This is a genomic window from Methylorubrum aminovorans (genome assembly GCF_022179725.1).
GTDB lineage: Bacteria > Pseudomonadota > Alphaproteobacteria > Rhizobiales > Beijerinckiaceae > Methylobacterium > Methylobacterium aminovorans.
Genome location: NZ_BPRC01000031.1, coordinates 1 through 13,565 on the forward strand (window position 1 = coordinate 1; position 13,565 = coordinate 13,565).

Genomic DNA, 13,565 nt, shown 5'->3' on the forward strand with positions numbered 1-13,565 from the left:
TGAGGATGGAAAAGCCCGAGAGGGCGCGGGGCGTCGCGACCCTACGGGCCAGGGCACCGACCAGGGAATTTTCGATGCCCACAATCAGGGAGTATTCAACGCCCGCTGACAAGGGTGAGAGGCCGTTCTGCGCTGGCCATGTTGCCGATGCTGACGCGCGACCACACGACCGCGGTGATCTGCGCGAAGGTTGGATCAAGAAACGCCGTCCGGGGGATCGGATCCTGAGCAGGGCCCTTCCGTTCAATCTTGTAGGACGGCTCGTACCCTCCACCGACCACCTCGCCCGTGTCACGGTCGAGCGTGACGTAGGCGTCGCCGATCGGGAAGACCGATGACACAATCAGCGGGAGCGGGTGCTCGGTCGCGTAGAGGCCGAAACTGCCGGCGCCGATGGCAATGATCCGAACGTCTTCCGGAGCGACCACGCGCTGGAGCAGGTAGCGCTCGAACACCTTGGTCTTCTTCAAGAGGGCTCCGGTCGTGCGGAGCTGCGCCTGGCGGGTCGGCATTGAACCGAACCTGCCGCCGTGATTGATTGGCTTCGGCCCGCGCACGCCGTCCTCCCCGGCTCCGGCGCGATCGCCTCGATCCAGATGCAGCCACCGTCCTCGAGCACGCAGATATCGGGCTGGCCGCCTCGGCGCGGCCGCTCGGTGGCCAGCATCAGGCGCTTGCCGGCTTACAGAAGGCGGCAGCCGAGGTACATCTCCCAGAAATGGGCGTGGGAATCGCGCGCGAAGCCTTGCCGGAAGGTGGCATCGGCAAAGGCTGCATATACTTCCCACAGGCGGTCGAGCTGGGTGCGCATGTCCTGCTCTTCGGGATGGGCCACGGTCGAGGCCCTCGCCGTTGACGCTCCAGAGATCGCACATGGCTCCGCCGGCTCCATCACCGACTGCACCCGAGGCCACCTGTGCGCAGGGCCCTGTGAAGGGCAGGGAGCGGGGTGAGAGAGGCCTCTGTGGTGCGAAGGCTGGAGTGGGCAGGTTCAGCGGCGGCCTTGCAGCATCAAAGCATGCCGCAGGATGTTTCGCCCCGAGAAGGATCTGACAATCATATAACCTTGCTCGATTGTCTAAACAGCGAAGTAAATTGTCGTCGTAGACAGGAACATAAGAAACCCTATTACAAAAACTATAGCACTAGGCCATCCGATAATCGTCTCAAGAAATTCCTTCTTGGCTTGATACTTTCGGAATTTAACGGCCGCATCCCAATCCGCAATAGCAACAACGCCGTGTTCGTTCGAGTTCTCAAAAACGAACCTGTTATAAGGCATTATGATGTATTTTATCTTGAAATATAAAACCGTCAACCCAATCGCCATGAGACCGATACCGATCAGCCAGATCTTGAACTGCATCTTTCCTCTCCGCTGCCTTTGCTCAGACCACCCTAAAATATACTCACTCGAACCAGTCGAGTCGCTCGCGACACATCCCAGATCTCTCAGTCGGTACGCGAACCTCTGATGCCGGGGCATATTACAGCCAAGTCAGAACGCTCTCAAATCGAACGTTGGCTCATATACAGGGCCCATCATGCGACGCGTCGGGCCTGTAATCGCGAACTGCGGAGGGCCTGAAGGACAGGCCCGAGGGAATACTTGCCGGAGCGCTTGCGATCTGTGAGTGACCTTAGGTAGGCACCGGCATTCTTGATCTCATCGTTGCGCTCGAGGATCGCCGCGAGGGTGATCGCGGCCCCCTCCGGCCCCATGGCATCCTGAGCATCTTGCCATGCCGATGGGCTGATGCCGAGCATGGGGCGGATTCGGTCGGCGGTGTCGAGCAGATCGTGCCAGGACCGGATTCCGGAGGGTGCGAACTCCTCCACCTGAGGGCAGGCCTCAAGCACGGAACTGAGCGGATAGGTCGAGCGGATTGCAGATACGGTGGTCGCTGGCCGGGAGCTGCCCGGCTCTGGCTCCGTGGGTTCCTTCTGCTCATCCCCGGATGCCCTTTCATAAACAAGGGTATCAGGTTTTGAACTCTGTTTGTGTCGCTCCGAATGAGCGGCAGTGCCGCTCATTTTCTTGGATTCCGTGCGTGATATCAGGGCTGTGCTCACAGCCAGGGCGAGGGCCTCCAAACCATCGCCGAGGGTGGTGACGTCGGCCGGCTCCGGCCGGCGGGGATAGGCAGCGAGGAGCGCCCGGTACTGTGCCTGGAGCCCCGCGGCAGACGCGTCGGAGGCGCTTGTGTGCTCGCCGTCGAGTGCGATCAGGGCGTCGAGCAGCTTGGCGCAGTCGCGGCGGAGCAAGCTGACTTTCTCGCGAGCGACTTCCTCGGCCTGCACCTGGGCGCGCACAGCCGCGGCTGTCGCAGTGATCTCCTGGGCGCGGAGGGCGAGGGGGGTCAGGTCGAACCCGAAGGCGTGGGTGACCTGACCGCCCTCGCCGCGGCGCGCGTAGCGCTTCCCGTTGGGGCTGTCGCGCCGGATGACCAAGCCCGCCTCGACCAGAGCGCAGAGGTGGCGCCGCAGGGCGGCTTCGGACAGCCCGCGCGCGCGCGCCGCCAGGGTCCGGTTCGAGGGGAACACGATCAGATCGATATCCGCCTCCGGGTCGGGCGCCAGCACGGTCTCGGGATGGAAGGTCAGCAGGGCTTCCAGCACGTTGAGCGTCGCGGCCGACAGGCCGAAGCTCACACGAGCGTCGGTCAGATCGTGCAGCACGCGCCACTTCTCCGCCACGACGCCCGTAGGACGCCGGTTGGCATCCGCCTGCGCGGCGATCTGGGCATGGGAGAGTGATCGCGCTCCGAAGGGCGCGGTGATTCGTCTGGCAGCCTCGCCGAGGCTACCACGGGTAGCAGTCATGACGCCCGATCCTCTCCTGGTCGGGCCGCGCGTCATCAAAGCCGCTCCAATAGAGCGGGCTCACTCCAGGCAAAGCCTCTCCGTCACGAGAAATGCAATTTCTCGCTTGACGCCCGGGGGCGATCCGTGGCTTGTGGGAGCTGGTTTTAGGGCTCACACAGCCACTTTCGTGACGGTCACTCGGCCCTCATCTCCTTGCCGGGAGATGGGGGCCGATGGCTTTTCAGGGGTCGACTACGGCGGCGGTCTCTCCGGTCGTTGCAGGTGCTCCCATGGGGAGCGGGTGAGTGGTCATCTCGGGCGGCGCACCGGAAAGAGTCAACCGGATTCACGTTTTCTACACGCCCAAGCGTCTCGTCAGCGATTACCAGCATCGGCCCCCATCTCTGAGTCGTTTGATTCAGGAAGATCAGGCAGACCAAGGTCCAAGTCGAACGGGCAATCCTTGAGCGTGGACGCGATCTTGCCTCTGAGTGGGATGACACCTCCTTTCACCTGCCGACTCTGGATCCGCAGGGCTCCGCCCTTCCGAATCGCCTTCTGGACGTGATGCGCGGGTCTCGCCGGATGGGCGAGCGACCCGATCGCCCCCGCCTTCGCAGCAGCCTCGCGGAAGCGCTGCGCGGAGACGCCCGAGAGCACGTCGGGATAGACGATGTGCACGAGGGTGTGCGCGGCCTGGCCGGGCGCCATGGAGGCCAGCGCCTCGGTGCAGCGCGCGATGACCAGAGCGGTGGTGAGGGGCGAGGACGGCCGAATGCACACCAGACCGCCTGCGAGGAGGGCCTTTTTCAGATCGAGACCGTTCGTCAACGACACGCTGGTCAGGGCCGCGAGTTCACCGGCGTGAGCGACGAGGGCCTTTCGTCCGGTCTCGCGCTGGTCCTTCGGGATCTCCTTGAGCGGTTTGAGCACCGCACGGAAGGCGGCGCCGTCGGCCGAAGACGCCGTGTCGGCGCTGACGTTCTTGCGGTCGATTTCGTACTCGCCGGAGAGGAGGCGCTTGAAGGCGGTTTCGTCGGTGAAGGCCTGGTAGAGATCGAGCGCGCTCTTCCGATACCGGCTGGCCAGCATTTCGATGATCGGCAGCAGCGCCCGGTTCACGGCGCTGGCCTCGGGTCCGAGCCTCAGGTCGGCGATCGCGTCGGCCAGGTTGGCGGTGGAGATCAGCAAGGGCTGCCGGGGCGCCTGCCTGAGATCGACAGCCCTGATCTCCCCGTCCCGACCGAAGGGCCGGGCCACCTCGGCCAGTTGGGCGGTCATCATGTCCGCGGCGGTACTCTGTACAACGATGGCGCCCATCCGGTTGAGGCAAGCGCCGAACACGAGGTTGGCCGCGACCTCGCTGTGCCAGTCAGGACCGTCGCTGAAGAAGCTCAGTCCCTGCACCAGGTCCTCGCGCCGGAGCCAGACCTGCCCGGTAGCGGCAAGGCCGATCGGCCAGGTGGCATCGCCGCGCCGACGCGTGGTCGCGTCGCGGTAGCCGCGCCGGCCGAGATGGAGCGGAACGCGCGCCGGTGCGCGCCACGTCCGCCAGCCGTAGGTGAAGTGGCGCAGGTAGCGGTAGCCTGCATAAGCAAGGATCGCCTCCGGCACGAAGGGGAGCGCCATGGCCGAGAAGGAGAGGGCCGCCGCGATCCCGAACTGCGTGGCGACGGTCTTGGGAGAAGCGTCGTCCATCGATCACTTGTCTCCACCACGGAGCTTCGACAGCATCGTCTGACCGCCCATGCGGGCGTCCCTGACCGTCCGGTTGATCGATCCGGGTGAGATCTGACCGGGTGAGCGCGGCGCGACGATCCCGGCCACGGCGACGGCGGCATGGTCGCCGGTGCGGCGCTCGATCTGCCCGCCGATCCACGACAGCACGGTCTCGGGCAGGGCGCTGATCTGACCGGCGGAGGTGATGACGATCGAGAACAGGACGACGGCGTAGACGAACAGCCCGGCGGTTCCGACCATGGCGTAGGCGATGGTGCCGTCGGGCGCGATCATCGCCAGCGCGCCGCGGAAGAAGATGTTGGTGATGTCGATGCCGACCCGCATCAGCAGGAGCGACACCAGCATGCCGATCACGATCAGCGGCGGCCGGAGCAGGATGCCGAGGAAGAACATGTAGCCCTGGCCGCTGTTGCCGACGAAGCTGTCGGAGCGCGCAGGCATGAACTTGGTCAGCAGCCAGATCGGCACGGCGATCATCGCCTCGGCGACGACGAGGAACCAGTTGAAGGTCGCCATCAGGAAGTGGACGATGACGACGAACGGAACGAGTCCGATCAGCAGAAATGCGGCAACGAACAAAATGAGCGCCAGGACATAGACGAACCAAGAAATCTCTTGGGCTACCACTCTCCACGAATTATCGTCGTTGACGCCAAATCTTCCCAAAACCCAATCGAACCCGCTCAGCGCGACGCCTCCTCCCGTCGCACCCGCCCCGATCGACGCGATGCGCTGACCGATCTCCTGCACTTGCAGGACGGGATCCTTCCAGGTGGTGCTCTCGGGCTGGCTGATGATGCCGAGGACGCTGGAATAGATCTGCGCCAAGCCCCGGGCGAAGAGGTCGGACGGATTGTTCTGCGCGGCTGGATTGTCGCTCGCGACGTTGGCGATGCTGCCCGACCCTTGCGCGGCGATATAACCGCCGAAGCTCACGACGTAGGTGAGGTTCCGCTGCGCCTCCGCCACGAGCGGGGCGTAGGCGCTATGGCCGAAATACGGGATATACGAGTTGATGTTGGCCGGAGGCACGACCCGGACTGCCGCGTTCTGCCCCTCCGAGGCGGCCAGGAGCTTGGCCTGGACGAGGCTGAGCGAGCGCTGCCAGAGCGCTGCCGCGAGCCAGCCGTTGTCGGAGGCATTGGTGAGGTAGTTGCGCAGCGCCTGATCGAGTTGGCCGTTGTTGCTCTGGGTCAGGCTCTGGGTGGCGGTGTTGTAGGCCGTGTCGATCGCCTGCTTGATCCGGGCCTTGATCGCCTGATCGTCGCGGCTGCCGGAGTTGATGGTGCTGGCGATGCCGGTCGCGGCGGCGTCGAGACTGCCGATCGCGGCCTGGAAGCTGCGTTGGCTCTGCTGCTCGGCGAGATCGAGCAGCATCCTGGTGGTGCCGGCGTCGTTGGCGTCAGTCAGATTTGCGCTGATCTTGGTGTATTCGTAGACGACGGAGCCGCAGAGGTTGTCCGACCTGTGGAAGTAGCCGTTGGTGTCGGCGAAATAGTAGATCGTGGCCCGCGCGCTGGACCAGGGATTGATGGAGTTCGTCTCCGTCTTCGTCTCTGGACGCACCGCGGCCGCATCGGTGCGACCCGAGACGTTGTTGGCGTAGGTCTGCAGGGCCTGGGCGCAGACATAGCCGTAGAGGCGGCCTTCGAGCACCTGAGCGAGCTTGCCGCGCAGCACGAAGTCACCGAGGGCCTGGGTCGGGCTGGTGAGCGTGCCGTACATGCCGTTGAGCTGTGTCCCGGCGACGCGGGTCCAGAGGGTGTCACCGAAGCCCGAGCCCCAGACCGCGAGCTGGACCACGAGGATCTGGACCAGCGACAGGCCGCTCTTGATCGGCAGGCTCAGGATCGCACCGGTGATGACCCGCAGGAGGGTGTATTTGGCGCTCGATTGCCGGCCGAAGACGGCGCCGTCGTTGGCGGTGTCGGCCACCATCGAATAGAGCAGGTAGCAGGCCAGGATCGTCGCAACGATCAGGCAGCCGACGTTGAAGTAGCCGAGCGCGACCGTGAGCGGCCGGTCGTCGGTGCAGGCGGCCGCCGTCCAGACCCCGTCGACCACGCAACCGAGCAACTTGCGCAGGTTCACGAGCGCCAGGTCGTTCTGGACCGGCGTGAACATCTCCTTGCCGGTGGTCTGGGCCTCTGCCGCCGTGGCGGCGGCGAGGAACCCGAGGCTGCCGGCGGCGGCCGTGATCCTGCGGAACATGCGGGCCCCTAGAGATTGCCGCCGGCCTGGGCGGCCAGCATGGTGCCGAGGACGGCCGATGTGCGGGCCTGCTGCTCGATGAGCTGCTGGCGCAAAGCCAGCGACATCGAGCGCATGCGGGTGAGCTCGATGAGCAGGCCGTGCTCGGACTGGCCGGCGAGGCCGGCCGACCACGCCTCGTATTGCGGGCCGCCGCCGTACTGGCCGATCAGCGCCTCGAGCTGGGCGAGCGGGGAGGGGGCGGAACTGCCGACCTCGTGACCCTCGGCGATCGACATCCCGCGCACCGCGCTGAGCGACACCAGGGCGGGCGAGCGCAGGGCCTCGACGCGGCGGGCGCGCAGCATCATCAGGTCGGCTTCCGCCCCCGGCATCGCGGCCGTCGGCTTGGGCATCGGCAGGCCGGCCATGTCCTGGATGACGGTCTTGCGGTCCTCGTCGCTGGCGGAGGGATCGAACAGGATGGCGGCGTCGGCCTTGGTCGGATCCTTCAGGCGGGCGCGCGTCGCCTCCAAGATCGGGACGTTCTTGCCCGGCGCGACGTCGAGCTCGCGATAGGTCTCCCGGCCGGTCATGGTGACGTTGCCCAGGGAGCGGTTGGTCGCGTTCATCAGGTCGATGGAGCCGCAGGCGTTCACGCCCTGACCGGTGTCGTAGGAATACTGCTCGCGGGCATCGACGAGGGCCTGGCGCTGGGCGACCTGTGACAGGGTCGCGGCGACGGCCTGCTGGGTGTTGCTGACGAGGTTCACCTCGCGCTCGCCGTTGGTGGAGACCTGGGCGGTCTGCACCTTCATGGCCGAGAGCAGCATCTCCAGGGTGAGGCTGCGCTGGGTGGCGATGGTGGTGCCGAGCGTCGTCACCTGGGCTTCCAACGCCCCCGTGGCCCGGGTGTGGCCCGCGATCCAGAGCGGATCGACGACGAAGCAGGATTGCGCGGCCACGGGGGAGGCGAGGGCGGCCAGGGCCGCGGCGAGGAGGATCGGCTTCATCATGGCGTCTGGAAGCTCGCGGGAGTCGGAGAGCCGCGCCTGGGCGAGGGCACGGTGTTCGAGATGCGGGCGTTGACCATGGCGAGCAGCAGCGCCGCGGCGGTGGCCTCGGTGCGCATGCCGCGCTTGATCTGGTGGGCGAGGAGGGCGAGGTTGGCGGCCTCCATCCGCACGGCATCCTGGATGATGCCGCGGTCGTGCTGGCCACTGACGCCGGCGGCCCACGCCGCGCCGCCGTCGCTGCCCTGCCAGTGGCCCGACAGGGCCCGCGTCTTGGCGATCGGACCGTCCGGCCGGTAGTCGGCCGCGATGTCGGCGAGCACGACCGCGGTCATCGAGCGGTAGCTGTCGCGGCCGGTCTTCTCGAGCCTGTCGAGGTCGTTCGTCGCCGTGCTGCCCGTGTTCCGCGGCTGCGGGTCGGGCGGCCCGACGATCGCGTTGATGAATTTCGACGCGGCGTCCGGGTCGCCGCCGTAGAGCGCGGCGCCGTCGGGGGCCTCGCCGGATGTCACGTCGGCGACCCAGTCCTTCGGATCGGCATAGCGGCCGGGTTGGGCCCGGACCGGGGTGACGATCTGCTGACGGACGGCGGTGGAGCCGGTCATGGCCGTGTAGAGGGCTTGAGCCTTGGTGTTCGAGCCGCACGGATCGTAGCCGATCGAGCCGTAGCGGTGGGTGGCGAGCGCCACGGCCTGGCGCTGGTCCTGGGTGACGACGGTGGTGGCCAGCGCCTGGCTGGAGGCGCGGAAGCCGTTGGCGATCTGATCGGAGCCGGCGGCCGACTGCGCGGTGAGCACCTTCACGGCCGAGAGCAGCCGCGCCCGCTCGGCGACTTCCTGGGCGATCAGGCCGGCCTCGGTGGTGGTGATCGCCCCCGCGATCGCCGTGGTCAGGGCGGAGGTCTGGAGGTTGACGCGCTGCTCGACGCCGACGCAGCTCTGCGCCCGCGCTGGCGCCGAAACGCCGATCGCCGCGGCGAGGGTGGCGAGCCCGGCAAGCGCGGTCGTGCGAACCGTCATGGCGTGGCTCCCTGGCGGCGGTCGCCGCCCATGCCGCCGACGAGGACGCCGACGAGGCCGGCACGGGCGCCGCTCATGATCGCGCCCTCGCGCCGGGCCTGGACGAGGGCGGCATCCTCCTCGGCCGTCCGCGGGTTCGGCTTCACCGTGGGCAGGGGCGCGACGACATCGAGATAGTCGGCCGCCGTCATCACCTCCTCGGCACCGTAGTTGCGGTTGAACAGCCAGGGGGCGGCGTCGGAGTCGCCGGCGCCGTAGCCGCCGGGCTGGGCGCCCTTGCACCAGCCGGTCTGCTGCTCGGAGGGGGTGCAATAGAAGCTGCGGCGCTGATCGAGCGAGGCGCCCATGTGCGCGGCGGCATCGCCGCCTTCGGTGAGCCAGCGACGGTCGGCCGAGCCGAAGGCCTGGCGGGCCTTGGTCGCGGAGACGTCACTGTCGCTCGCCTGCGAGAGCCCGAGCGAGATGTCGCATGCAGCGTAGCCCGTGCCGGTGTCGTAGCCGTACTGATGCTGGGCGCGGGCCAGCCGCAGGGCGTTGTCCTGGCTGGCCAGGGTGGAGGCGGCAGCCTCGGCGCTGGCCTTGTCGCCATTGGTGATCTGGAGTGCGGTGGCGCTCGACTGCGCGCCGGAGACGCGCATGCCCGACAACACCCGCTGCAGGGAGATCTCCCATTGCGGGAACAGGCCCTGCGCCTGAGCCGGCAGCGCCAGGGCGACGGCCAGCGCGGCGCTCACTGTCAGGAGGGGGAGGGGCTTCGTCACGGGCGGCCCTCCTTGCGGGCATCCAGGGCGTAGAGGGCGACGAGCTGCGCGAGGGCGGCATCCATCTGCGCGTCGTAGTCGAAGGTGTTGGCGGCCAACTCCGCGGCGTTGGTGCGTGCGAGCTCGATGTAGAGGCTGCGGTTGGGCTGGTTGGCGACCTTGACCGCATGGTCCTCGGAGCCCGTGGCCCTCTCGGCCGCGCTGGCGATGGCGGATTGCTGGGATTGGCTGTCGGACTGCGAGACGGTCTCGCTGGCCGCGCCTTCGTTGGCGCCCGGCGCGCAGGTCTTCGGCAGGGTCGTCTTCCGCAGCCCGCCGGCCATGTCGGGGTACGGGTTGGAGATCGGGAGCTGGCGGGGCAGGAACGGCTCGGGATTGACGTAGTACCAAGCCTGCGGGAGGGCCGATTTGATCGCGTCGGCGGTCATCGGGCTCGCGCCCTTGCCGGACCCCATCCGCCAGACCCGGCCGTTGGTGCCGGTCCCGGCAAGGACGCTGCCCTTCAGGAGCGTGCCGAGATGGAGATGGGGAGCACAACGCTTCATGCCCTCACAGCCCATCGTGCCGACTTGGTCACCTGCCGACACTCGACCGGAGCGACCATCGGGCAGCGTCGTCGTATTCATGTGGAGATATAGAAAACGTGTATCTCCGGATATGACATCAGCAATGACGCCACCGCCTTTGAAATTATGAAATGATACCGGCCCTGATGAGCCGGAATATATTTTTGTTCCAAAGCCCTGATTATTTACGATATCCATTCCTTGGTGATAACCGGCCGAGGCTCCCGGCCGGCCTGTTCTATTGACGCCATAGGGGGACGAGACTCGCTGACCAGCCGGGCTCATGATGTCGGCGGTAAGGCACGTTCCGGCACTTGCAGCTTCGCAGTTCAAAGCGAGCACAACAATGGCGAGAGCATGTGAGCGTTTGCGCGTCACTTGCCGCCTCCACCGCCAGAGGGGCAAAGCCCGTGAGGCGAATTATTGAACAGGATTTGTGTTGTGCTTTTTATGACGAGAGAAAACGAGTCGTCATCATCGTCCCCGCCGGCCATATAATCTTCTGGTATCGATTTATCGTACTGACACTTCACGTCGACAATTAAAGCCTTTCCTTCGCGTTTTATTTTTTGGACCGGGCAGCGCCCCTCGCCACCACCAAGGCGTTTGATCACACGGTCTTTTTCAAATTTGAGAAACGGAGGACTACACGCCAGACCGTGCGAAGACAGGTGTCCCCACTCGCCGATCGGCAAGCTGAGCTTCTCCGCCTGGGCCGACCCGGCAACGGCAAGGACCAGGCTGGCGGAGAGCAGGATCGAACGGCGGGTCATCGATACATATCTCCGTAGCTGCTGCCGGGCGTGGACGGCGTCGAGATCCCCGGGATGGCGTTCGGGCTGGCCGAGTCCTCCTGGACCACGACCGGGCTCGCGCTCTGCGGCGCCTGGTTCAGGGTGAGGGCCGAGCCGAAGGCCGTGTTCTGGACGTGGTTGTACGAGCCGAGGCCGGTGATGTTGGGCAGGCTGATCGGCGAGATCGAGCCGTTGAGCTGCCGGAACAAATCGCCCGAGACCGAGGTCTGGAAGCTGCCCATTTGCCGGTTGATGCTGCGGATCGTGTCGCGAAGCTGATCGTCGAGGATCTGGCAGACCTGCCTCTTGGCCGCGTCGATCACCGACCCGATCAGGTTCTGCGCGCCGCTCGCGAGGAAGCCGGACAGGTCCGGAATGAAGTTCGACAGATCGAAGCGCTTCAGCAGGTCCCCGGGGATGCAGGAGTTCGGCCCGTTGAAGAAGGCGCTCGGATTGACCTTGGCGGCGTCGATCAAGGCGATCTGGCGCTGCACGGCCGCATCGGCCGCCTGCCGCACGATGCAGTTCGAGCCCGTCTGGGCCCCGGCCGGGAGGGGGCCGGTGAGCGCGAGGCCTGCCCCGAGGACGGCGCCGGCCAGCACCCTGCGGATCCGATATGGGGTCGGGTTTAGAACGCCGGCCATTTTCCACCCTCGATGTATTTAGCCCAAAGATATTTGACATATCGCAAGGGTGTCATCTTGCGATGATTGCAGTATGCCAGATATCCCGCGTATATGAACAGGGCCATGAACGTGTAGCGGCTCAGTCCCGTGGCGATGAGCGCCGGGAAGAACGCCGCGATACTGCCGTGCAGGCCGAAGAAGCGCAGCGGCACGGCCGACCAGCGCCAGGGCAGATGACGGTCGCTCATACGGGCGCCTTCGGTTTCGTGATCGGGGAGCCGGGTGCCGGCTGGCCGATCGGCGGCGCCTTGCGCCCGCCGGTCCAGACCCGGGTGCGGCCGATGTCGAGGTGGCAGAAGTTCGGATAGATCCCGACACCGCCGCGACCGCACAGCGCCCCGGCAACCGCTACCGCATCCGCCCCGTACCCGACCGCGCGCAGGTCGGCGGCGCGGCCGGCGAGGTGGAGCGAGGCCCGGGCCGCCCCCTCGAGCCCGGCATTGTGCTGCGGCGTGCGGTAGCCCGAGGTGACGATCAGCGGCACTACCGACCCGTGGACGGCGCTCATCGCGCCCTGCACGGCCGCGAGGAGGTCGAACAGGCGCGGGTCGATCCAGACGGCCGAGCTGCCGTCGCCGACATCGCGCAGGAGCCAAGAGAGCAGAAGGAGGTCGCGCCCGTTGTAGCCATCCGGAGTCCGGACGATCGCGCTCACCTCCTCGCCGGTGCGGTCGCGGCGCAGCCACAACCGCACCGGCGGCGGCAAGGCGGCGGCGGCGCCCGCCAGTGCCGCCGCGTAGGCCGGATCGCCTCCCGCGAGGCCGACCACGGAACCGGCCAAGGTGCCGGCGAGGCCGGTGAAGAGGCTACGCCGCGAGACGGGCATCGCCGTATCCGTAGCGTTCGAGGACGCGGCGGGCGGTGGCGATGTCGATCACGCCCTGCTCGAGCGCCATCGCCACCGTGACCTTCATCGAGCGGCCCTGCTCGCCGCGGCCGATGATCGTCCGCAGGGTGTCGACGGACTCGGCCATGCCGGCTCGGGCCACCTCGCGGCGGACCGAGCCGGTCAGCACCTGCCACTCGCGCAGGCAGACCCGGCCGCCGCCGACCCGCGGCACCAGGAGCTGCGACACGAGCATGTGGCTGCTGCCCAGGACGTCGTGGAAGGCCTGGACCTGCAGGTCGGCCGGGAACAGCAGGGTCAGGCGCCGCAGGATGTGGGCGACGTCGTTGGCGTGGGTCGTGGTGTAGATCGGGTGGCCGGTCTGGGCGGCCTCGACGCTAGCCATGACCGTTTGCATGTCGCGCAGCTCGCCGACGAGCAGCAGACCGGGCTTGCGCCGCAGCGAGTTGCGCACCCCGGCCGCGAACGAGGGCAGGTGCAGGCCGATCTCGTGCTGCATGATGGTGCAGCTCGCCGACGGCACGGTCTCGAACACGAACTCGATCGGCGCCTCGTAGGTGAGGATGTTGCCGTGGATCGGCGTCTCCTCCTCCAGGATCCGGCGGATCAGGGCGGCGAGCGTCGTCGTCTTGCCCGAGCCGGTCTCGCCGGCGACGATCACCGCCCCTTGCGCCGGGGTCGACTGGGCGACGACGTCGTCGTCGACCCCAAGGGTGGCCACGGTCGGCGGCTCGGCCGGGATGTGGCGGCAGACGATCTGCACGCCGGTATCACCCTCGTAGTACCCGGCCGTGACGTTGATGCGGAACCGGTGCCGGATCGGCTCGGCGTCCCGGCCGCTGCCGGTCCGGTCCTCGATCGTGACCGCGCGGTCGAAGTCCTGGGCCGCGAACAGCTTCGACATGATCGAGTCGGTCGAGCTCAGGTCGGTGGCGATGCGCGCCATCGTGCTCGGCTGCAGCCAGACGCGGGTCAGCGCGAAGAGATCGCCATGGATGGCGGCCAGGACCGGGCGCCCGGACTGGAAGATCACGTCCGAGGCGCCGATCGCCACGGCATGGAGGAACAGGCGGGTCACCTCGTCGCGGCCGTGAACGACGATCTCCTGCTCGGGGTATCGGGTCTTACCGGTCCACTGCATGGC

15 protein-coding genes are annotated in these 13,565 nt (G+C 66.9%); all 15 read right to left on the reverse strand.

The features are described 5' to 3' along the window. Window positions 1-95 precede the first annotated feature (95 nt). The 15 genes from MFF24_RS24310 to MFF24_RS24385 all read right to left on the reverse strand — a co-directional run bounded on the left by MFF24_RS24310 (window position 96) and on the right by MFF24_RS24385 (window position 13,562). The gene (locus tag MFF24_RS24310; RefSeq protein ID WP_238228588.1) at window positions 96-470 is read right to left on the reverse strand and encodes a hypothetical protein; all 375 of its coding nucleotides are present in this window, start codon (window positions 468-470) and stop codon (window positions 96-98) included. Between the two features lie 212 nt (window positions 471-682). Then, window positions 683-835: a hypothetical protein gene (locus MFF24_RS24315; RefSeq protein WP_238228590.1), complete on the reverse strand. Its 153-nt coding sequence runs from the start codon at window positions 833-835 to the stop codon at window positions 683-685. A 243-nt stretch (window positions 836-1,078) separates the two neighbouring features. Further along, the gene (locus MFF24_RS24320; protein WP_238228592.1) at window positions 1,079-1,366 is read right to left on the reverse strand and encodes a hypothetical protein; all 288 of its coding nucleotides are present in this window, start codon (window positions 1,364-1,366) and stop codon (window positions 1,079-1,081) included. 176 nt (window positions 1,367-1,542) lie between these two features. Next, entirely contained in the window at window positions 1,543-2,823 is a 1,281-nt protein-coding gene (repC, locus tag MFF24_RS24325; RefSeq protein ID WP_238228594.1) for a plasmid replication protein RepC, read from the reverse strand. Between the two features lie 357 nt (window positions 2,824-3,180). Then, window positions 3,181-4,419 carry a hypothetical protein gene (locus MFF24_RS24330; protein ID WP_238228596.1) on the reverse strand — a complete coding sequence of 413 codons (1,239 nt, stop codon included), beginning with the start codon at window positions 4,417-4,419 and terminating at the stop codon, window positions 3,181-3,183. A gap of 87 nt (window positions 4,420-4,506) precedes the next feature. Continuing rightward, on the reverse strand, window positions 4,507-6,756 hold the full coding sequence (locus MFF24_RS24335; RefSeq protein WP_238228598.1) for a DotA/TraY family protein: 2,250 nt from the start codon (window positions 6,754-6,756) through the stop codon (window positions 4,507-4,509). 8 nt (window positions 6,757-6,764) lie between these two features. Beyond that, window positions 6,765-7,751, reverse strand: coding sequence for a hypothetical protein (locus MFF24_RS24340; protein WP_238228600.1), 987 nt, complete (start codon window positions 7,749-7,751; stop codon window positions 6,765-6,767). Further along, window positions 7,748-8,767 carry a hypothetical protein gene (locus tag MFF24_RS24345; RefSeq protein WP_238228602.1) on the reverse strand — a complete coding sequence of 340 codons (1,020 nt, stop codon included), beginning with the start codon at window positions 8,765-8,767 and terminating at the stop codon, window positions 7,748-7,750. The genes MFF24_RS24340 and MFF24_RS24345 overlap by 4 nt, the downstream gene beginning before the upstream one ends. Further along, window positions 8,764-9,528 carry a hypothetical protein gene (locus MFF24_RS24350; RefSeq protein WP_238228603.1) on the reverse strand — a complete coding sequence of 255 codons (765 nt, stop codon included), beginning with the start codon at window positions 9,526-9,528 and terminating at the stop codon, window positions 8,764-8,766. Before MFF24_RS24350 ends, MFF24_RS24345 begins: the two co-directional genes overlap by 4 nt. Further along, window positions 9,525-10,379, reverse strand: coding sequence for a M23 family metallopeptidase (locus tag MFF24_RS24355; RefSeq protein WP_308445615.1), 855 nt, complete (start codon window positions 10,377-10,379; stop codon window positions 9,525-9,527). Before MFF24_RS24355 ends, MFF24_RS24350 begins: the two co-directional genes overlap by 4 nt. Before the next feature lie 89 nt (window positions 10,380-10,468). Beyond that, window positions 10,469-10,867, reverse strand: a complete 399-nt coding sequence (locus tag MFF24_RS24365; protein ID WP_238228604.1) for a hypothetical protein — start codon at window positions 10,865-10,867, stop codon at window positions 10,469-10,471. Next, the gene (locus MFF24_RS24370; protein WP_238228605.1) at window positions 10,864-11,532 is read right to left on the reverse strand and encodes a hypothetical protein; all 669 of its coding nucleotides are present in this window, start codon (window positions 11,530-11,532) and stop codon (window positions 10,864-10,866) included. The genes MFF24_RS24365 and MFF24_RS24370 overlap by 4 nt, the downstream gene beginning before the upstream one ends. After that, window positions 11,517-11,762, reverse strand: coding sequence for a hypothetical protein (locus MFF24_RS24375; protein ID WP_238228606.1), 246 nt, complete (start codon window positions 11,760-11,762; stop codon window positions 11,517-11,519). Before MFF24_RS24375 ends, MFF24_RS24370 begins: the two co-directional genes overlap by 16 nt. After that, window positions 11,759-12,400, reverse strand: coding sequence for a YcbK family protein (locus MFF24_RS24380; RefSeq protein ID WP_238228607.1), 642 nt, complete (start codon window positions 12,398-12,400; stop codon window positions 11,759-11,761). Before MFF24_RS24380 ends, MFF24_RS24375 begins: the two co-directional genes overlap by 4 nt. After that, complete coding sequence (locus tag MFF24_RS24385) at window positions 12,381-13,562, reverse strand: type IV pilus twitching motility protein PilT (RefSeq protein ID WP_238228608.1); 1,182 nt, start codon at window positions 13,560-13,562, stop codon at window positions 12,381-12,383. The genes MFF24_RS24380 and MFF24_RS24385 overlap by 20 nt, the downstream gene beginning before the upstream one ends. Window positions 13,563-13,565: the final 3 nt, after the last annotated feature.

What these genes read in the sequence shown, in the direction of transcription:
- MFF24_RS24385 (WP_238228608.1), bottom strand. Translation starts at nt 13,562, where the DNA reads ATGCAGTGGACCGGTAAGACCCGATACCCCGAGCAGGAGATCGTCGTT.
- MFF24_RS24375 (WP_238228606.1), bottom strand. Translation starts at nt 11,762, where the DNA reads ATGAGCGACCGTCATCTGCCCTGGCGCTGGTCGGCCGTGCCGCTGCGC.
- MFF24_RS24365 (WP_238228604.1), bottom strand. Translation starts at nt 10,867, where the DNA reads ATGACCCGCCGTTCGATCCTGCTCTCCGCCAGCCTGGTCCTTGCCGTT.
- MFF24_RS24370 (WP_238228605.1), bottom strand. Translation starts at nt 11,532, where the DNA reads ATGGCCGGCGTTCTAAACCCGACCCCATATCGGATCCGCAGGGTGCTG.
- repC (WP_238228594.1), bottom strand. Translation starts at nt 2,823, where the DNA reads ATGACTGCTACCCGTGGTAGCCTCGGCGAGGCTGCCAGACGAATCACC.
- MFF24_RS24335 (WP_238228598.1), bottom strand. Translation starts at nt 6,756, where the DNA reads ATGTTCCGCAGGATCACGGCCGCCGCCGGCAGCCTCGGGTTCCTCGCC.
- MFF24_RS24320 (WP_238228592.1), bottom strand. Translation starts at nt 1,366, where the DNA reads ATGCAGTTCAAGATCTGGCTGATCGGTATCGGTCTCATGGCGATTGGG.
- MFF24_RS24345 (WP_238228602.1), bottom strand. Translation starts at nt 8,767, where the DNA reads ATGACGGTTCGCACGACCGCGCTTGCCGGGCTCGCCACCCTCGCCGCG.
- MFF24_RS24340 (WP_238228600.1), bottom strand. Translation starts at nt 7,751, where the DNA reads ATGATGAAGCCGATCCTCCTCGCCGCGGCCCTGGCCGCCCTCGCCTCC.
- MFF24_RS24355 (WP_308445615.1), bottom strand. Translation starts at nt 10,379, where the DNA reads ATGAGCCCGGCTGGTCAGCGAGTCTCGTCCCCCTATGGCGTCAATAGA.
- MFF24_RS24380 (WP_238228607.1), bottom strand. Translation starts at nt 12,400, where the DNA reads ATGCCCGTCTCGCGGCGTAGCCTCTTCACCGGCCTCGCCGGCACCTTG.